Annotated in this window: 14 protein-coding genes and 1 pseudogene; 8 read left to right on the top strand and 7 right to left on the bottom strand. The window is 51.7% G+C overall.

All coding sequences use genetic code 11. The features are described 5' to 3' along the window. The first annotated feature begins 6 nt into the window (after positions 1–6). From FA91_RS15685 to FA91_RS20605, 5 genes and pseudogenes are all read left to right on the top strand, one after another. Positions 7–330: a type IV toxin-antitoxin system YeeU family antitoxin gene (locus tag FA91_RS15685; protein ID WP_034917130.1), complete on the top strand. Its 324-nt coding sequence runs from the start codon at positions 7–9 to the stop codon at positions 328–330. Between the two features lie 36 nt (positions 331–366). Continuing rightward, the gene (locus tag FA91_RS15680; RefSeq protein ID WP_034917128.1) at positions 367–687 is read left to right on the top strand and encodes a TA system toxin CbtA family protein; all 321 of its coding nucleotides are present in this window, start codon (positions 367–369) and stop codon (positions 685–687) included. 113 nt (positions 688–800) lie between these two features. After that, the gene (locus FA91_RS15675; protein ID WP_034917127.1) at positions 801–1,631 is read left to right on the top strand and encodes a DUF4942 domain-containing protein; all 831 of its coding nucleotides are present in this window, start codon (positions 801–803) and stop codon (positions 1,629–1,631) included. Positions 1,632–1,707: 76 nt separating this feature from the next. Beyond that, positions 1,708–2,715 (top strand): restriction endonuclease, encoded by a 1,008-nt coding sequence (locus tag FA91_RS15670; RefSeq protein WP_034917125.1) that lies wholly within the window; start codon positions 1,708–1,710, stop codon positions 2,713–2,715. 378 nt (positions 2,716–3,093) lie between these two features. After that, positions 3,094–3,234 (top strand): annotated as a pseudogene (locus FA91_RS20605) (Arm DNA-binding domain-containing protein); the annotation flags it as partial. Here FA91_RS20605 and FA91_RS15665 read toward each other — a convergent pair. Continuing rightward, on the bottom strand, positions 3,224–6,580 hold the full coding sequence (locus FA91_RS15665) for an ATP-binding protein (protein ID WP_034917121.1): 3,357 nt from the start codon (positions 6,578–6,580) through the stop codon (positions 3,224–3,226). The pseudogene FA91_RS20605 and the gene FA91_RS15665 overlap by 11 nt on opposite strands. 393 nt (positions 6,581–6,973) lie before the next feature. Here FA91_RS15665 and FA91_RS20810 point away from each other — a divergent pair, with 393 nt between their 5' ends. Continuing rightward, a complete protein-coding gene (locus FA91_RS20810; RefSeq protein WP_231566813.1) occupies positions 6,974–7,180 on the top strand; it encodes a DUF1493 family protein in 207 nt (68 codons plus the stop codon). Positions 7,181–7,469: 289 nt separating this feature from the next. On the opposite strand, the gene FA91_RS15655 is transcribed toward FA91_RS20810, so the two are convergent. The 3 genes from FA91_RS15655 to FA91_RS15645 form a co-directional block, all read right to left on the bottom strand. Then, the gene (locus FA91_RS15655) at positions 7,470–8,210 is read right to left on the bottom strand and encodes a nitroreductase family protein (protein WP_034917119.1); all 741 of its coding nucleotides are present in this window, start codon (positions 8,208–8,210) and stop codon (positions 7,470–7,472) included. 147 nt (positions 8,211–8,357) lie between these two features. After that, on the bottom strand, positions 8,358–10,214 hold the full coding sequence (locus FA91_RS15650) for a sensor domain-containing phosphodiesterase (protein ID WP_072032315.1): 1,857 nt from the start codon (positions 10,212–10,214) through the stop codon (positions 8,358–8,360). Positions 10,215–10,651: 437 nt separating this feature from the next. Beyond that, on the bottom strand, positions 10,652–11,575 hold the full coding sequence (locus tag FA91_RS15645) for an alpha/beta hydrolase (RefSeq protein WP_034917117.1): 924 nt from the start codon (positions 11,573–11,575) through the stop codon (positions 10,652–10,654). 75 nt (positions 11,576–11,650) lie between these two features. Here FA91_RS15645 and FA91_RS15640 point away from each other — a divergent pair, with 75 nt between their 5' ends. Further along, entirely contained in the window at positions 11,651–12,583 is a 933-nt protein-coding gene (locus FA91_RS15640) for a LysR family transcriptional regulator (protein WP_034917115.1), read from the top strand. A gap of 157 nt (positions 12,584–12,740) precedes the next feature. Here the strand turns inward: FA91_RS15640 and ampH are convergent, their stop codons facing one another. Together ampH and opgB are read right to left on the bottom strand one after the other, a co-directional pair. Then, positions 12,741–13,919: a D-alanyl-D-alanine-carboxypeptidase/endopeptidase AmpH gene (gene ampH / locus FA91_RS15635; RefSeq protein WP_082212601.1), complete on the bottom strand. Its 1,179-nt coding sequence runs from the start codon at positions 13,917–13,919 to the stop codon at positions 12,741–12,743. Between the two features lie 142 nt (positions 13,920–14,061). Beyond that, entirely contained in the window at positions 14,062–16,359 is a 2,298-nt protein-coding gene (gene opgB, locus FA91_RS15630) for a phosphatidylglycerol--membrane-oligosaccharide glycerophosphotransferase (protein ID WP_034917113.1), read from the bottom strand. Between the two features lie 373 nt (positions 16,360–16,732). Here opgB and mug point away from each other — a divergent pair, with 373 nt between their 5' ends. After that, entirely contained in the window at positions 16,733–17,251 is a 519-nt protein-coding gene (mug, locus tag FA91_RS15625) for a G/U mismatch-specific DNA glycosylase (protein ID WP_034917110.1), read from the top strand. Positions 17,252–17,301: 50 nt separating this feature from the next. Here the strand turns inward: mug and rpoD are convergent, their stop codons facing one another. Next, positions 17,302–19,140 (bottom strand): RNA polymerase sigma factor RpoD, encoded by a 1,839-nt coding sequence (gene rpoD / locus FA91_RS15620; RefSeq protein ID WP_034917108.1) that lies wholly within the window; start codon positions 19,138–19,140, stop codon positions 17,302–17,304. Between the last annotated feature and the right edge of the window lie 73 nt (positions 19,141–19,213).

Genomic DNA, 19,213 nt, shown 5'->3' with positions numbered 1-19,213 from the left:
GTTTTCATGCCATTCACACCACCTCATGAATGGGGTCTACAAAGCGATATCACCCCACGATTTGGCGCGAGATTAGTTCAGGAAGGCAAGCGTCTGCATTACCTGGCTGACAGGGCTGGTTTGACGGGGAGCTTTAGCCCGGAGCAACTGCAGAAACTGGACCAGACTTTCCCGCTGTTTATAGGTCAATTGGAAGCAATGCTGCGGTTCGGTGAGTTAAATCCACAGCAGCAACATCAGGTGAACATTCATCTTACGGGTTTAACCTGCATAGCTGACACCCGTGGTAGCTGCGGTTACGTTTACATTTCTATTTATCCAACCCCGTAACACCTTCTCTCTTCTTCTTTTCTCAGGATTCTATCCATGCACATTTCATCTGTACCGGCCACGGTGCCGGTTTCGTCACGTCTGTCGCCCGTACAGGTCTGGCAGCAACTGTTAACGTATCTGCTGGAGCACCATTACGGCCTCACACTAAACGACACGCCATTCCATGACGATACGGCCATTGAGGAGCATATCGACGCGGGAATCACGCTCGCCGATGCGGTGAATTTCCTGGTGGAACGTTATGAGCTGGTACGCATCGACCGCAAAGGATTTACATGGCAGGAGCAGACGCCATTCCTGACCGCTACCGATATTCTCCGAGCCAGGCGAGCTACCGGATTAATAAATACCTGAATTCTTCGAGCCTCATTCCTGATTTTGACCTCTGAACTTCCCACCTTTTTTATTCATCGCATAATGCGCCTGCCACTCCCGGCAGGCGTGTTTGCTTTTATGGACGATTAACGATGCAAACAGAACCCGACGTGTTGACGGAACATAATGAACTGATCCTTTCGACCAGTATCGAACGTGTAGTCACTGGACGCGATACCGCACTTAAACAGATTGAACAACTCATTGAGCAGCTTGATACCATTTCTCGGTTAACTTCAGAAATCGGCGGTGGTACGGCGCAAGACTGGGCGATGAAAGCTGGACATCGTTACGACAGTTGGCTGACTGAAAAGGTGGACAAAGCGATGCCTACGATCATCCGCAATATTGACCGAAGTATCTGGCGTGATTTGATGTTGAAGTCTGGCATGATGGCCTTGATGGATGCGCAGGCTCGCGACCAGTGGCATAAGAACCTGGAGGAGGGTGATCTTCCTGCCATCAGCGAGGCGAATATCCTCAGTACTTTTGAGCAGCTACATCTGAACAAAATGGATGTATTTGAGCATGAAATTATCAATATTTTCAAAGGATTGCCGTGGAATTATAAAACTAATAGTCCCTGCAGCTTCGGTAAGAGGATCATCATTAACAATTTGGTGACGCATAACCGCTGGGGATTCAGTCTTAACTGGGGCTGGCGGCGGGATCAACTGGCTGACCTGGAGAGAATGCTGTTTCTGCTGGATGGTAAACCTATCCCTGACAATCGTGGCGATATCTCTATCCGGTTGATGGAGCATATTCGTGATAACCCTGCGAAGGAAGTTTACGAAGATGAGTTCTTTAGTATCCGTTACTTTCAGAAGGGGACGGCGCACTTGACCTTCAAACGCCAGGAGTTGGTTGAGAGGATGAACGACATCATTGCTAAACACTATCCGGGAATGCTAGCGCAATAGTTGCGGAGAGTTTTGACGCCCTTGGATAACAAGCATATGATCCGGCTTAATTTCTTTTCTTCTTGAAGGGACGAGTATGGGTAACAGAATGTGGATGATTCGCGGCGATGGCGGCAAGCTCTATGATGACTTTCGCGATAGACAAATTGTAGGTATTGGTTGGTCGCAGCTGGCTCCTTTGGTTAAACCTGGTCTGTCCCGAGCGCAGCTACTCGCGTTATATCAGGAAGTCGATCCGTTATCCAAGCTGGGGACTGCCCGTTCGGGCGCATCTCAAGTCTGGCGTTTTGTGAATGAGATCCAGAAGAATGACTGGGTAATTACTTATTCCCCTGCGAACCGTACTTACCTATTAGGTAAAGTCATATCTGAATTCCAGTACCATCCTGAATGGGTTGAAGAAGGGATGGGGATTGCTCGTCAGGTAAAATGGAACGGTGAAGAAATTGACCGTGACAGATTGTCTGCTGCTACCAAAAATACATTGGGCTCCACGTTAACTGTTTTCCAACTTCCTGAGTATGCTTTAGAAGAGCTTTTACTGGATAAGAAACCCTCCATTGACGTTGTTACTCAGAATCCAACCACAATGGATGAAGATGAAGCTATTTCTGATCCACTCCGTGATATAGAAACGCAGGCGCGTGAAGGTATCAAGGATAGAGTCAATGCACTCGATCCGAAGGAAATGGAGCATCTTGTTGCTGGCGTTTTACGCAGTATGGGATATAAAACGCAGGTCTCTCCTGTGGGGCCTGATCGTGGGAAAGATATTATCGCTTCACCTGATGGTTTTGGGTTTGAGAATCCACGTATTGTCGTTGAAGTAAAACATCGTAAAGGACAGATGGGGAGTCAGCAGATTCGCAGCTTCATTGGTGGTCGCCATAAAGACGATCGTGGGCTCTACGTCAGTACAGGTGGGTTTACCAAAGATTCTCGTTATGAGGCCGATCGTTCGACAATACCTCTGACTCTCTGGACGCTTGATGACCTTGTCCGGACGCTTATTGAGAACTACGAGCAAGTTGATATTGAGACCAAACTTTTGGTTCCTCTTAAGAAAACATTCTTACCTGCTTAGCCCTTGTCTTGGCTGCCATATTGGTGTTGTACTGATATGGCTTTGTACCCGCTGGCAGTGTCTGATTTTTGTACGGATTTTTGTTTGTGGGTACAAGTGCGGGTACAAGCTCTTAGTGTTAAAAATAAATAATATTGATATCAGTAGGTTGTATTATATTGACGAGTCCGGCCTTCGCCCCAAATAGTATGTAAATAGACCTCAACTGAGGTCTTTTTTTATGCCTGAAATCCAGTCCCCGCAAGGCTTTTCTCGCTTTTCAGTCAACCAACGTCAATCTGAGTTACCCCACATCAACATGCAGAGTATAGAACCGAGTTTATATGCTGGTTCGATAATGATTATATACTCACGGCAGCATATGGAAGGTATACCATCATGGCCCTGACTGATACCAAGGTGCGTTCGGCAAAACCTGAAGCAAAGGAATACTCGCTCGTCGATGGCGATGGCATGTTTTTGCTTATTCATCCCAACGGTTCAAAATACTGGCGACTCCGCTTTCGCTTTAGCGGTAAATAACATCTGATGGCGTTTGGGGTTTACCCTGAAACTTCGTTAGCCGATGCGATTCAGTACTAAAAGACGGGAGCACCCCAGCAACGTCGCTGAACCATGGCAATTGATGCCACACCTTTGGATCACCAATAATAAAGATATGCTTTTTGGCGCGAGTGAGCGCAACGTTAAGCAGGTTGGGTTTGCTGGCGGCCCATTTTGCGCCTCCATCATCATGTTCATCGCATCCCAGCACAAAAATAACAATGTCGTTCTCTTTCCCCTGAAAAGTATGCACCGTGCCGACGCTCTGCTTTTGCCACTCATTCACCTCTTTAGTATCTAACAGCGGTGAATATTTTCTCCAGGTACTGATATCTCGCTGATCCAACAACTCGATAATTGCCTTTTTAACGGCTTTAAACGGCGTAATGATGTAGATTTTTTGCAACGCAACTTTCTGCGTGAGCAAATGATCCAGCAGTTCAATTAAATTTTCACCGTGGCTGTCGCGATACTGCTTTTCGCCCTGTCCGCCTGATGAAATCACCCAGTGATTCTCAATTACGTTATTAACCAACTGGCTGCCAATCTCGTCTTGATTAAGCCCGTGAATCATTCGGTTATCGTAAGCCATTTTATTTGCCAGGCTGAACATGGGCTCAATGCAGCGACGGTGAACCCAAAGAGGAATACCAATCCACAAAGGCTGGTTCATCACCTCTAATTCACATCCCCACGGATTGGCGCGGTCGGCTATTTGCTGGACAGAAAAATGTGCAGGATTCCACTCCTTCGCGCGGTCATGCAGGGTATCCTCGCACAGGTGCTTGACCAGCGCCGGAGAGGTGGTGAATACAGGCTCAATCTGTAAAGGATCGCCAACCACGACCACGCGTTTCGCTCGCCATATGGCGCCTACCGCCTGCTGCGGCGAGGCCTGGCCCGCTTCGTCAATCATCAGCCAGCCCAGATTTTCACCTTTAACGCCATGAAACATGCGTCCTACTGACGCAAAGGTGGTGGAAACAACCGGAACAACCATAAACAGCGTTTGCCACCAGCGCAAAGGATCACCATTCAGATGCGGCTTGTCCAAAAAGTTACTGAATTTTGATATCACCGGCGTGAGCCGTTTTTTATCCAGTGCTTCGTAAAGCCACGCCTGATGCAGCTCGATTGCTGCTATAAAAAGTAATGAACGCTGTCGATTAATCTCTTCATTTTGCCACAAGGCAACGCGCTGTAATGTTGCATCATTTACCGGCAGGGTAAGATCGGGCGTTGTGAGAGTCGGAAATTGCTGCTGCAAAGCCTGTAAAGCATGCCGATCTTCGCGCTGCTGACGCGCTTGCTGCTCAATGCGCTGCACTATTTCATCTTTCAACGTTTCGCTTTGATTCAGCCTGGTTTGATGTGCAGCAATATTTTGTGCATGCTCTATCTGCTGCGCGAGCCTCTCTTTTAGCTGGCTTGAAAGCGCGTGAAAATTATCTCTGTATTCCTGTAATTTACGGCGCTTTATTAAACGGCTCAGCCATCCCGGCGCCTGGTTTTCAAGGACTTTCTGCTGTTGGTGCAGATGTTGAACCTGTTGATCCATGACGCTCTTTTTGGCTTCCGCCAGTTTCAGATCCCGCAGAATCGCTTCGCACTGCATTTCAATTTGGCGGAGCACGGGTAATAAATTATCCGGCGAGTGAGCCGCCACTTTTTTCAATAAATTGGCATAATCTGTTAACTGGCTGAACGTTTTTTTGGTCTGCTGTCGGCACGCAATAAAGCGCTTTTTCGCTGATGTGAAGGATGGCGCGTTGTGGTGCGTTTTCCAACGCCACAGGCTCAGGAAATTTTCAGTCTCTGGCCGTGAGGTTTCCTCAGGAGTATCCCTTTGAAAATGCTCATCAAAGAACAGGCGCTGGGTGAATTTATTGCGATTTGATTTCTTACCCAGCGCGGCAGAAATGATTCCCCAGCACTGTTTTTCCTCTTCCAGCGGGCGAAACAGGTGATAGTGACACGCCCTCCCTTTGCCATTGATATATTTCTTACGCTGGCGTTTCGGGCCATATTCAGCAGCCAACTGATTGGCCGTTGCGGCCAGATAATCAAGTGCGCGAAATTCCTTTGCGAGAGATTTTTTTTGCGGCAGCTCTTTGGAAATATTCTCCACCGCTGCATTATTGGATGAGGCGACGACCATCTCGAAGCCGGTCAGCGCCGGAACAATAAAACCGTCCTGATCCAGCGTATCCTCGACTTTCTCAAAGCGAGAAAGTTGTGTCGCGCGCTCCACAACGTTATGGGCAACCAGATCGCGTAGCAGAGTGGTTTTCCCGGTGCCCGGCGGGCCATTGACGGAAAGTAATCCACCGTCTGCCAGCTCCTCAACCGCCGTATTAATGGCGAACTGCTGCATCAGTGACATGGCATGTTCTGGCTCAGATGGCCAGCGGCCTGAGGGCATATTTGCCGGATGAAGTTTATCAATGATGGCGGCAAGCCCGTCCTGGGAATAGAGATCGACATTTCTCCGATCGCTACCAGAAAGGTAAGCGCCAAGCGCTTTACCCGTTTCTTTTTGCTCCAGGGCCCTGATTACGTTTTCAAGATCTTCAAAGAAAAAGCTATTGAGAATAGGCAATGCCAGAGCTTTATCGTTGTCGCTGGCCTCCTCATCCTGCTCGCTAATTTCTTCGCCGGCCGATTCATCACGTTCACCGTTGCTTTCGAACCACTCTATTTGTAAAACATATTGCCACTCAGGTGCAAAGTCCGCCCAGTCTCTCAGGTGCGTCTCTGATAATGTTAAAATATCGGCCGCGCGTAACACGCCTCCGCTTTTCTCATGTGAAGGTGTCAGCGTTAAGGCAAATTCAGCCAACGTATCGGCAAGGTGCCTGCAATGTTCAGTGAAAATTGCTGCGCTTAAATACTGAAAACGTCTCTTTTGCAAATGGCCCAGCGCCCAGGGAAGCGAGCTGACGGAGAGTTTATCTATGGCAGGGGCACCATCAGCATTTAACAGTACCTTGGCGAAACAGGTTGTTCCTTCCTGATCCAGTCGTTGTTCGATCTCTTCCCGGACGGCAATGTTTTGCTCCGCGCCGAATATCTCCTGGCTGAGGCGACTGGCGACAGATTTATCAAACAAACCGATGTGGATGCAGTACGAAGCTTTATGTGGGATCTCATATTTCTGCCGTAGATCGGCCGAAAGCCAGGGCAGCGCGTTATCACCGGATTGCCGCAGGGCGGAAGGGGAGATAAGCAGGGTTTTCTCTTTTTTTTCAACAGAGTAGGGCTGAAAAAATTCTATGCGCTGCCAGGCTTTTAAGATATCAATGGTTAGAGAGGTCACGGCCATCCAGGCTTAGTTAATTATCACATTTCATTAATGGGAGTGATGATATCGCAACTGTTGTCTGTTGGGTAGGCGCATTCCCTGAGACCGCAGGGGAACAGCTAACAGCTACAGTCCGGCAAAGCAATTAACCTTCAGCAGGGTAAATAATAATGGCGTCTTTGTCGGGAGAGTTGTGCCTGTTATCGGCTGGGTTATTTTAGCTAATGATGCAACACGGATAAGCTTTTACACTATGGATGAATACATTCGAATGGCACGCGGCGACGATAAGATATAAAACCGACGAGAACGTATTGGCCTTTCTCCGGGAAACACTATCAACGCTGGCTTCAATAACTGTTAAAGCGGTTCCTTTGAGTGTTGATACGGTACTCCAGGATGATGCAGAATGTGATGAGATTATTAAGGCAATTAAAAAAGTTCAGGGAGTTATTTAAGGTTTACAGGTCAGGTTTTGATATTGAAAATGATTTCCCCTGGAAAACTGAAGGGTTCTTTTGTAAATGGTTTACCAGAAGCGATCCTGAAGGTTATGGTAACACAGCATTAACGACAGAAATGTTTGTGCAATCAGCAAAAACAGGCAGATACACAATTTAAATTACAGTCTCGCCTCGCCTGTTTTTTGTGAACCCGATGCCTGAATTCGGCACCCTGCACACTTCCCACGTCAGGTTATGGATGCATGCGCGTATTCTCAGTTTTACTCTCTCAGTCAGTACTTTCTTATTTCCCGTCATATGAATATTTCCATGACGGGATGAATGACTCATTTAGCTACTGCACTAAGGCTGCGGCGTATCAGTAGCGCTGCTAACTGTGTGCATCAGCGCGTTGAAACCGATGCAGCAGCCAGCTCCTGCTCTCCTTCGCCATCAGTGTTTACGCGCTATTTGTCGATGCCGAAGCCCTGTTTCAGCAACCCGTCCAGCACATCGGGGAAGTAGATGTGGCGATAATAACCTGCCACGCTTTCACTCCAGCTCTCGCCATCTGTGCGTCCGGTCGTCTGCCAGTGCTCACCGATCTGCTGATTATATTGCGCGATGTTCTCCTCAAGTCCGGCGGTCTGATAGGTTTCATTATGACGAAAGGTCTCAAACGGCAGGCGTGGTTTCTGATGTGCAGGCACATCGACATAGCCCATCGCGACGCCCGCCAGCGGAAAGGTGTGTTTTGGCAATTGCAATAACGCCACCATTTCCAGCGGCGAGCGGCGTATACCGCCAATCGGCACCACGCCCAACCCTTCAGAACGGGCAGAAGCCATGACCGACGCCAGAGCGATCCCGACATCCGTGGCACCGGAGACAATGCTTTCAACGCTCTGATGGGCAATCTGTTCTTCATTAATTAACGCCATTGCCCGCTCGCTTTTGTACATATCTAACACAAAAGTTAAAAATATCGGCGCTTTGGCAATCCACGGCTGGCCGCCTGCCAGCTGAGCTATTTTTTGCCGGTTCTCAGCGCTGCGCGATACAATCACGGAGACCTGCTGTGAATTCACGGAGGTTGGCGCACGCCAGGCGGTGCTGATAATGCGTTCAAGCAGTGCGTCATCAATCGGTTGATCGGTAAAACTGCGTTCGCTTTTGTGGCGCGTAAAATTATCAATAACTGTACTCATAGAACCTCCGCATCAAAGTGGAGTAAGTGTACAAACGCTTCTTAATGCGCCTTTACCCGGAAATGCCGTGCGACCACTATTTCCGACACGTAGTATGCTGATAACAACGCCTGACCCCTTACAAACACCATCGTTGAGCATGACGGTTCAGTTATATAAGCCGGGATCGTGAGCGTCGTCAGACAGGGTGAGATTGTTACCTGTCAGGGGCAAAATGTCCGGATCGGCAGACTGTGGCTGCTGCTGTAACCATTTTTCAAGCTCTGCCGGCGGCAACGGCCTTGAGAAGTAAAAACCCTGTACCTGATCGCATCCGTATGCTTCCAGCACCATCAGCGTTTCCCTGTCCTCCACCCCTTCAGCCACCACCACATAGTTCAGATCTTTCAGCATACGGATAACGCTGGCGGCAATAATCCGGCTGCCGGGATCGATTGTCAGACCCGAGACGAGCGCGCGATCCAGCTTGATCACATCAATCGGCATTTGCCGAAGATAGCCAATGTTGCTGTAGCCGGCGCCAAAATCATCCAGCGAGATGCGAAAACCCTGCTGCCTTAATCCCTCCATGTTCGCCAGCGCCGCCGGGTTTTCCGTGGCTTTCTCCGTTTCCAGGCACTCAATGCCCAGCAGCGAAGTGGACAGACCCGCCTGGGCCATTCTGGCCTCAAGGGTATCGGTAAAGTCGCTCCGCGACAGGTCGCTGACGCTGACGTTCACTGATACCGGCAGCAGGCAGGGCGTATCGGACCATATTTTCAACTGACGGATTGTTTCGCCAACCACCCAATCTGTCAGGCTGTTCATCAGGTTAGTGAACTGTGCAACGGGCAGAAAGCCGGCGGGGGATAACTCTCCGTGTTCAGGATGTCGCCAACGAATTAACGCTTCAAGTCCGACAGGTCGGCCGGATGGGAGAGAAACTTTGGGCTGGTATACCAGATAAAGACCGCCTGTGCCGGTCTGAAGCGCGGCCGCCAGATCGTTCATCAGTCGGAAATCGCCGTTGCGCCGGGCATCGCTAAGCTCGTTAAAACTCCGCGCGCCCACGTGCAGGTTGATGGCCTCATGAAGTGCGCTGACGGCGCGGCGCAACGCTTCCTGGGCCGGAAGTTCTGTGGGATCGAAGCAAACCTCGCCAGCATGGATGGATAAATCCATCGCCACGCCATCCTCGGGGCGGGCGCTGACGTAACGCAGTTTATCAACAACATTCTGCGCGGAAAATCGCCCTTCCGCCGATGCCAGGATGGCGTAGCGGCCTGTCGCCACCGTATAGAGAATATCCTCCGGCGCCAGTTCCAGCCGCTCGCGCAGCAGACCACCAATATCGCGCAGCAGCGCTTCAACCGGCGCCATACCCAGCGCGCGGGCCAGTTCGTAAGCTCGCGGCATATCAATGCAGTCAATTAAGGTCAGCCGGAGTGGGGCGCGTTGTTCGGCGGTGGAAAGCAACCGAAGGTGACGGATTAACCGTTGACGGTTTGGCAACCCGGTGGCTACATCCGTAAAGCCCGCCGAATGCCAGGTTTCCAGGAAGGTCATCGCCAGGCGGGCGAGCGTTTCCAGCATCCTGATTTTCTTACGGGGAAACCGGTGCGGCACACGATCCGTCACGCACAGCGTACCAAGAATAACGCCTTCCCGGTTTTTCAGCGGGGCGCCGGCATAAAAACGAATGCGGGGCGGCCCCACCACCAGCGGATGGGTGGTGAATCGAGGGTCAAGCAGGGTGTCAGTCACCACCATCACTTCGCCGCTATCCACAACGTAACGGCAGAAAGCGTCTTCCCGCGTCGTCTGACAAAGCGCGATATTGTGGGCAGCGCGGATGAACTGATGGCTGTCATCAATAACAGAAATAAAGCCGCCAGGGATCCCCAGTGACTCGCTGGCCAGCCAGACGAACTGCTTCAGAACATCATCCCGATTCTCATCGGGCATTTTAAGCGCATCAGTGGCGTTCTGCCGCTGCGTTGCGTTTCCACGGAGGTTTATCAGCATACATTGATCCAGCCTGTGATCAGGGCAATCGGGCTGCGAAGCGAAAAAGCAAGTGCTGTACTGATCCACAAGGAAGGATGTTCAGAAACAGTTTAACGTTGCCGGATAAGGCAGAGCCGGTCACCGCAGGGTTCCTGTGTTCTGCCATCGTTGCGACCATACGCTCCTGACATCAACGCGGCCGGTTTTTTCTGTTATTGAAAAGGTTATCGGTCAGCGGCTTGATAATTTTATGCCTGAATAAGCAATCTGCGACCGATCCTGCTTAACCAACTTATTCCCTTGGTGTTTTTATATGAGGCTGCCTTTATGCCTCAGGGCGGGTGTTGAGGGGGCGGGAGGGTTTTGAGCATTTATATCGCGCTCATGGGTTGCATAAGTCAGGCCCGTGCTGCAACGGGCCTGACTCACTGTTAAAAAACGTCAGCATTTTCCTCTCATTCAGGAGGCAGCGCATCATCCAGAAATCTCACGGCATTGCGTAAAGCGTGATCCGCTTCAGGAAGGAGTCCGGTAAACAGATGCCAGACGTGGAACATGCCAGGCCATATCTCAAGGGATGTCCTTACCCGATTCTCTCCAAGGTGGGATGCCAGCTGCATGGCGCCGCTCAGCATGACCTCGTTTTCACCAATCTGGATAAGCGTTGGCGCAAGACCTCTTACATCGGCAAATACCGGTGAGGCATCCGGATGGGTTGGCAATTCCCCTGCCAGGAAAATAGCGGCCAGTTGGGTCAGAAACTCAGTACTGCATAAGGGGTCGATACCATTTCTGATCCTCGCTGACTCACCACTGTGCGTCAGGTCTGCCCAGGGAGAGAAGGCAACGGCTGCGGCAGGGAGTGGGAGACCCGCATCCCGCGCTTTGCGCATAATGGTCACTACCATGGCTCCGCCAGCGGAATCACCGGAAAGGGCAAGTGATCGCGGATCAACACCGCTTTCCAGCAAGGATCGATAAGCGGTGAAAGTATCTTCAACAGGAATGGGAAAGGGGTGCTCAGGTGCCTGTCGGTAATCAGGAAGGTAAACACGCGCGCGAAGACGTTTGGCATAATTTCCTGCCAGGCTGCGATAGCCGTTCACGCCTCCATGAACATAGCCGCCGCCGTGTATATAAAAGAGAGTGCGGCCCTCTGTCAGATTGTCAGGCGTTACCACCATCATCGGGATGTCGCCTGAATTAACGTGGGTAAAGGTCACCCCTTCCGGCACCGGGAAAAGACCATAAAGCCCGTTGTCATAATCTGCACGGGCTTCAGCCCAGCTTTGTACCTCCTCCCCGGTTATTTTTCGTACTACGGGCATGGCTACCTTTTTCCAGCCATCAAAAGTTTTTTGAGCATGAGCAGTTAACATAATCGGATTGTCCTTGCGTTGAATTATTTTCTACGCTTTTAATGTAAATCATAATTTCGGGAAAAAGGTTCTACAGTGAGCATCCAAAAATTCGTCACAGGTCACTATCTGAGTGGAGAAATCGACCTTAATACCATGCGTGCATTTGTGGCGATTGCTGAGACAGGCAGCATCATTGCTGGCGGCAAAGCGATGGGGTTAACACGTTCCGCAGCGGGAAAATCCCTTGCCCGGCTGGAAGCACATTTGTGTACGCGGTTACTTCATCGCACCACTCGCACAGTGTCACTGACTGCCGATGGGCACTATTTTTATGAGCGATGTGTACAGATTCTGACCGATATTCATGAGGCAGAAAGCAGCATCAGGCAGGATAACCCGCAGCCAAAAGGTACGTTACGGATCACGGTTACATCAGCGTTCGGAAGGATCGTCATCCTGCCCTTGCTGAATGCGTTTTTGCAGAAATGGCCGGATCTGGATGCTGAAATAAGTTTTACCGACAGGCTGGTTGACCTGGTAGAAGAGGGATTTGACATTGGTATCAGGTTGGGTGAACTGCCTTACGATTCGATGATGATTGCTCGCCCGATTACCCGGTGTCGCCCCTTTATATATGCTTCTCCAGACTATCTTCATAACAACGGCATGCCTGAAAACATTTCTGACGTTGGCGCGCATCAGAGACTGATATATGGGTTTCATTCGGGCTCAGGTATTTGGCAACTGAAGAATAATGACGGTGAAGAAGTTTTTGTGACGGGAAATCGCCGCCTGCGTTTTGATAGTGGGGAAGCTATTAAAGATGCGGCGGTAGAGGGAATGGGAATTGCCTTTCTGCCTTCTTTTTTGGCGGACGGAGACCTGCATAAAAAGCGCCTCGTGAAATTATTTCCAACCTTTTCAGGTAAAGAAACGCCCATTAATGCCCTATATCCCAGCCGAAGACACCTTGCGGCTAAAGTCCGACTTTTCATTGATATGCTGACGACGCATTTTGAGGGTTGAGAGAGCCGATCTGAAAACCATCCGCATCCGATGACAGGAATTTACCGGGAAAACAGGTAAACGTAAATTTGCCTTACATCACTGCTGCGGTGAGGGTTGTTTATTTAAAAGCACAGCAGGCTGTTTCAGGCGCAGATTCCTTCTGCGCCCTGGCCACTCAGTCTGACATAATACTTGCCGCCAGCGCTGCGCTGTCCGGCGTGTTACCAATCAACTCGGTTAGCAGGTTATTTACGCCATCGCTCATGGCGGTGAAGTGCGTTTGCGGCGAGCGGGTCACCACAATAAACACGCCAACGCTGTACTGTGGCACCATCGCTATATAGGTAATAAAGCCGCCGCCGCCGCCGGTCTTCTGAATAATGCCGGGACGCGATCCCTGCGGTGCCATATACACCCAGCCGAGGCCCAGCGCGGTGGCCTTGCCTGGTACATCCATGCCGTCCACGCGGGTGAGCTGGCCACGCTGGTAAATCATCGTTTGCAGGCGATCCGCCTGTGCGGTGCGGGTGCTGACGTCGGAAGAGAGGAACTGCTGCATCCAGCGGCCCATGTCGTCCGGCGTTGAATAGACGCCACCGCTGCCGATGGCCGCCAGCGTATTCATGCACGGACTGGCGCCTTTTGCCGCCACCATCAGCCTGCCGCACTGCTCAGGCGATGGCGTGAAGGTGGTATCTTTCATTCCCAGCGGACGGGTGATTTCGCGTTGCAGCAGGGCAGGATAGGACAACCCCGATGCGCGCGACAGCGCATCGCCCAGCAGGTCATAAGCCAGGTTGGAGTAGGCGGCCTGCGTGCCGGGAATGGACTTCAACTGGGCGTTATCCATCCAGCGCCAGCGCTGGCTGTAGGTTGGCCAGACAAATACCGGACGGTTGGCCTTGCCGCCGGGCTGCTCGCGCGGCAGGCCGCTGGTATGGGTGGCAAGATTAACCAGACGCACCGGCTGGCCGTCGCGCGACGGCACGCTGCTGCCCGCAGGCGCGTATTTACTCAGGGGATCGTCCAGCCGCACCACGCCCTGTTCAGAAAGTTTCACCAGCAGCTCGCTGGTCATCAGCTTGGTGAGCGAGGCAATACGGATTAACGAATCTTTCTGCGGTCGCACGCCGCTGCCGGGGCGGATCGCGCCTTTACTGGCAAAAACACGCTGGTTTGCGTCAATCGCCACAATCGCCATGCCGGTCGCCCTGGTGTTATAGAAGATATTCTCGGCGTAGCGATCGACGATTTGAGAAGCCAGCAGCGGATCGGGAGACTTTTTTGCCGCCTGACCGCAAAGCGGAAGCGCGGCGACAGCCAGAGCCAGCAAACGGTGAACCAGGGATTTCAAGGTATTGGTACCTGTCAGAATGAGCCAGTAAAAAACCTATAGTAATCTGTTTTCAGCAGGCAGAAAAAGCCGTCTGGCGTTTTTTATTACGCAACGGCGTAACAGGCAAAAACGCCCCGGTTTTATCGACCGGGGCGCGCGGTTATTGTGGCGTGATGACCTTCAGACTGACCAGCCCAATGCCGAGCCGACGTGCGGCAAAGCCATCAATCGCGCCCTCGGTGGTTTCGATGGGGGAAGGCGGCAGGAGGGTGATGACGCGCGCGCGCGAAGGGTTGGCGAAATGTACCTTCACCTCGCTGTCGTGCTCGCTCAGCGCCACCTGCTGCGCCTCGCTCCCCACCTTAATAGTAAACGGACGCTGGCTGTTGGCGGCAAAGGCGCGAGCGGTCAGCACCAGGTCAAATTCGGCGGGCAGCGGCGCCAGATACTCAATATTTACCGCAGGCAGCAGGTTCGCGTCAGACCAGCGCCCGCCCCAGGGTTCGATATACGACAGGCCCGTCACTTTCAGTACCTGTTTCGGCAGTCCTGGCAGGCCAAACAGAAGCGTGTCCGAAGTGTATTTCAGGTCATCATCCACCACGCGCAGGCGCGTCACCGCCTGCTGGTAACGTTCGTCGCTGTTGCCGCCAACGCGGCGGAATTTCACCTCGCCCCGGGTCACGCCGGGCTTCACCTGAACAATTTCCGGCGTGGCGTTGAGCGTGCCGTCCGCCACGCAAAGGTTCGGATTCAGCTCCAGCGTGTCATCCCACACTGCGCCCATTTTGTAACAGCGGTCAATCCAGACAAACTTCTCATCCGGCTCGAACTTCGCCAGTTGTTCTTTTAGTGGCGCGGCAAGATACACATCAAATTTTGGCTCAATTTTGTTCGGCTTTACCGATAACAGCAGCGGCAGCTTGAAAGGCACGCCGGAGAAGCTGAAGGTGTTCTTATCCGTATCAATGGTGTAGTCGGAAATTGCTTTCGGAAAGTTCCAGAGCTTAATTACGTCCGGCTTCCACTCGTTGATTTTATCTTTAATGTTCAAATAGGTTGTTGCCAGCGAAGTGGATGACAGGCTGCTGCGCCCCAGGCCGATAAAGTTATCGCCGCCCATTGCGTCCAGCACCGTCGCGCCGTTATCGAGCGTACTGCGCTTCACCGGGATCGTTTTGCCGTCGGTTTGATCGCCGCGCACCATAAAAAACAGGTCGTTGCGGTCGTGCTGATTAAGGTACTGGAAGGCGGTGTTGTTCATCGCCAGGTGATCGGAACTGACCACAATAATAGTGTTTTTAAACCACGGCGTGGCCCGGATGCGCTCAATCAGTTTCGCAATATGCTCCTGACTACAGGCAACGGCTGCGAAGGATTTATTTGGCTTGCCCTGATACGGATAGGTCTTGCGCTGGCAGCTACGCGAAATAAACCCGTCCGGATGGTGCGTATCTACCGTCAGGGCAAACAGCGAAAAAGGCTGGTTCTGCTTCGCCAGCTCAACATATTTATCGAATACCACGTCGAGCAGCGTATCGTCATACCATCCCCAGTCGTTGCGGTAGTTGGGATCTTTCACCACTCTTTTCAGCTCGTTAAAGCCGTACAGATGATCAAAACCGTGCGAGGAGAGAAAGAGATCCTTACCGGCGAAGCTCAGGCTGGCGCCCTGATAAAAATAGTTCTGGTAACCGGACGCTTTCAGAATGTCGCCCAGGCAGACATTCTGCGGATAAAAGGTAGAGAGCGAGCTGGAGGCATTCCCATCAAAAGGCGCAAACAGGGGAATGCCGCACTGCGAGGCGACCATGCCGGCAATGGTATATTCGGTGCCGGGAAGCTGCATGGTATTGCTGAAGTCCGTGCTTTTTTTCCTGATGTTATTCAGTTCAGGCGCCAGGTCAGGAAAGGCTTTTTCATCGAAATAAGTGCGCTCAAGGCTTTCGGCATAGATGTAAACCAGATTAGGTTTAGAGCCGCGCATTTGCGTGCCGGGAACCTTATAGTGTGCTGAGAAATCGGAGTTGCCGCGGCCAATCTGCGATTTAATCAGGCTGCTGACCTGTTGATAAGCGGGCGTGGTTTTGATTGAGGCCAGCGCCAGGATCACTGCCAGCAGGCTGTAGATCTGGCTGGCGCGATGGCCCTTGCGCAGTCGCAGGATCCACGACAGGAAAACGAACAGCGCCACCAGCGCGACGATCAGGCCGATAGCGGGCAGGATATATTTGCTCACGCCCGCGCCGCTGAGGCTGCTGGTGATGGTATAGAGCACCGCATCGTTAATGCCTTCACCGGTAAAGTAGTTACTGGCGAGCAGCGACGCGTTGAGAATAATATAGAGGCCGAGAAACAGCAGGATCGCCGTGAACCACAGCTTATTTCTGCCTGCTTTCCAGGTGTAAAGCGACACAGAGGCAATAAACAATATCAGCGAAAGTAGTTCTGAACCCATGTGTGGCGTGTATCCTCAGATGCCCGTCGCAGGCGATTAATGCGCTGCGGTGAGCGCTAACTGAACAATTTAACGTGGCGGATTATGGCTGGCAATACGGCTGGCGGACAGCAGAAAGGACCCGGATGACGACTATATTATAGTCTGTTTACGATCTGTTTAATTTCGCAGGGCGCATGTATTGCAAGAATTAATGAATTTTCTTCCGTCAGGCGCTAAATTCCGGCTAATGGTGGCGAAAAGGAACGATTTAACGATAAAAATCCATAATGCTATGTAACATTTCTAATGTATTGTTCTTCGTACATTTCTTGTGAAAAGATCCGTAAACTCCGAGCCGGATCACATGCTCTCAGAGGAAGGTTCACTATTAATGCGTGAAAGTGCATCACATACCATTACCGATATTATCGCGCCCGATCTTCGGGTGCTGTTCTGCGGTATCAATCCGGGAAAGTCGTCGGCGCATAAAGGCTTTCATTTTGCCCACGGCGGCAATCGTTTCTGGAAAACTATCTGGCAGGCCGGTTTTACTAAAAGATTGCTTAAACCGGAAGAGGAGCAGCAGCTACTGGAGACCGGTTGCGGCATCACCATGCTGGTTGAAAGACCGACGAAAGAGGCCACCGAACTCTCTTCGCAAGAGCTGCGCGCGGGCGGTGAGGCGCTGAGGGAGAAAATCGCACGCTATCAGCCCGCATCGCTGGCGGTGCTTGGTAAACAGGCATACCGGCAGGCGTTTGGCATCAGCAAAGTGGACTGGGGCAGGCAGCCGCAAACGCTGGGCGTGACGGAAGTCTGGGTGCTGCCGAATCCCAGCGGCCTGAATCGCGCCTCACAGGAGGAACTGGTTGCGGCCTATCAGGCACTGAACAAGGCGCTCGATATTTGACCATAAAAAAAGCCCCCGCGAGCGGAGGCTTTTTAATCGGCGCAGGGGATTTAGTCGTCCAGGAAGCTGCGCAGGACTTCAGAACGGCTTGGATGGCGCAGCTTACGCAGCGCCTTCGCTTCAATCTGACGAATACGCTCACGGGTAACGTCAAACTGCTTGCCCACTTCTTCCAGCGTGTGGTCGGTATTCATATCAATACCGAAACGCATACGCAGCACCTTGGCTTCACGTGCCGTCAGACCGGCCAGAACGTCGTGCGTTGCAGAGCGCAGGCTTTCAGAGGTCGCGGAGTCCAGCGGCAGTTCCAGCGTGGTGTCTTCGATAAAATCGCCCAGATGCGAATCTTCATCATCACCAATTGGCGTCTCCATGGAGATGGGCTCTTTGGCGATTTTCAACACCTTGCGGATTTTGTCTTCCGGCATCAGCATGCGCTCGGCCAGCTCTTCCGGCGTCGGTTCGCGTCCCATCTCCTGCAACATCTGGCGGGAAATACGATTGAGTTTGTTAATGGTTTCAATCATATGCACCGGAATACGGATGGTGCGCGCCTGATCGGCAATAGAGCGAGTGATCGCCTGACGGATCCACCAGGTAGCATAGGTAGAGAACTTATAACCACGGCGATATTCAAACTTATCTACCGCTTTCATCAGGCCGATGTTGCCTTCCTGAATGAGATCGAGGAACTGCAATCCGCGGTTGGTGTATTTTTTGGCGATTGAAATAACCAGACGCAGGTTTGCTTCCACCATCTCTTTCTTCGCACGGCGGGCTTTCGCTTCACCGATAGACATACGACGGTTAATGTCTTTAACCTGTTCGATGGTCAGCCCGGTCTCTTCTTCAATTTGTCCGAGTCTCTGAAGGCCGCGCTGCACGTCGTCAGCGACGTCGTTAAGTTTTTCTGACCACGGTTTGTTCATCGCCCGTGCGGCTTTGAACCAGGTCTCGCTGGTTTCGTTGCCGGTGAACAGGGTAATGAAGTTCTTCTTGGGCATCTTACACATTTCAACGCACAGCTTCATGATCAAACGTTCCTGGGTACGAACGCGATCCATCATCTTGCGCATGTTGTTTACCAGGTAGTCGAACTGCTTCGGCACCAGGCGGAACTGTTTGAAGACGTCAGAAAGATTCTGAATTTCAGCGACGGCATCGGCGTGACTGCGGCCTTTCGCTTTGATCACCGTACGGGCTTTTTCATACTGTACGCGCAGATCGTTGAATTTTTCACGCGCCAGTTCAGGATCGATGCTGTTATCGTCCTCACTGTCGTCGTCCTCGTCTTCTTCCTCGTCGTCTTCGCGTTCTTCCTGAGAAAGCTCAGAACCGACATGCGTCGCCGTTGGCGCGGCAATATCCTCTTCGGCGTTCGGATCGACAAAGCCGGTGATCATATCTGACAGGCGTGCTTCTCCTGCCTCGACGCGATCGTACTGCTCAAGCAGATAAGTGATAGCCTCAGGGTATTCGGCCACCGAGCACTGTACCTGATTGATGCCGTCTTCGATGCGCTTCGCGATGTCGATTTCGCCTTCGCGGGTCAGCAGTTCAACGGTACCCATTTCGCGCATATACATGCGCACCGGATCGGTGGTGCGTCCGATTTCGGATTCAACGCTGGAAAGTACCTGGGCAGCCGCTTCGGCAGCATCTTCGTCGGTATCGGAGCTGTTTTCATTCAGCATAAGATCGTCAGCATCAGGCGCTTCTTCAACAACCTGAATACCCATATCGTTGATCATCTGAATAATGTCTTCGATCTGGTCGGAGTCGACGATATCTTCCGGCAGATGGTCATTGACCTCGGCATAGGTCAGATAGCCTTGCTCCTTACCACGGGTGACAAGCAGCTTAAGCTGTGACTGCGGGTTTTGCTCCATAAGACGGTATCCACACTTCTGTTAATTAGATTGGTGTCGGTCGGCTACACACAGCCAACAATAACAGTGAGAG

The sequence above is a fragment of the Erwinia sp. 9145 genome (assembly GCF_000745075.1).
In the GTDB taxonomy this organism is placed as follows: Bacteria; Pseudomonadota; Gammaproteobacteria; order Enterobacterales; family Enterobacteriaceae; genus Erwinia; species Erwinia oleae.
The sequence above is the reverse complement of the archived record's forward strand: the minus strand, read 5'-3'. Positions and strand labels throughout refer to the sequence as shown.

Excerpts from the sequence above, each read along its gene's own strand:
- FA91_RS15685 (WP_034917130.1), top strand. The coding sequence starts at position 7 with ATGCCATTCACACCACCTCATGAATGGGGTCTACAAAGCGATATCACC.
- FA91_RS15680 (WP_034917128.1), top strand. The coding sequence starts at position 367 with ATGCACATTTCATCTGTACCGGCCACGGTGCCGGTTTCGTCACGTCTG.
- FA91_RS15675 (WP_034917127.1), top strand. The coding sequence starts at position 801 with ATGCAAACAGAACCCGACGTGTTGACGGAACATAATGAACTGATCCTT.
- FA91_RS15670 (WP_034917125.1), top strand. The coding sequence starts at position 1,708 with ATGGGTAACAGAATGTGGATGATTCGCGGCGATGGCGGCAAGCTCTAT.
- FA91_RS15665 (WP_034917121.1), bottom strand. The coding sequence starts at position 6,580 with ATGGCCGTGACCTCTCTAACCATTGATATCTTAAAAGCCTGGCAGCGC.
- FA91_RS20810 (WP_231566813.1), top strand. The coding sequence starts at position 6,974 with ATGAGATTATTAAGGCAATTAAAAAAGTTCAGGGAGTTATTTAAGGTT.
- FA91_RS15655 (WP_034917119.1), bottom strand. The coding sequence starts at position 8,210 with ATGAGTACAGTTATTGATAATTTTACGCGCCACAAAAGCGAACGCAGT.
- FA91_RS15650 (WP_072032315.1), bottom strand. The coding sequence starts at position 10,214 with ATGCTGATAAACCTCCGTGGAAACGCAACGCAGCGGCAGAACGCCACT.
- FA91_RS15645 (WP_034917117.1), bottom strand. The coding sequence starts at position 11,575 with ATGTTAACTGCTCATGCTCAAAAAACTTTTGATGGCTGGAAAAAGGTA.
- opgB (WP_034917113.1), bottom strand. The coding sequence starts at position 16,359 with ATGGGTTCAGAACTACTTTCGCTGATATTGTTTATTGCCTCTGTGTCG.
- mug (WP_034917110.1), top strand. The coding sequence starts at position 16,733 with ATGCGTGAAAGTGCATCACATACCATTACCGATATTATCGCGCCCGAT.
- rpoD (WP_034917108.1), bottom strand. The coding sequence starts at position 19,140 with ATGGAGCAAAACCCGCAGTCACAGCTTAAGCTGCTTGTCACCCGTGGT.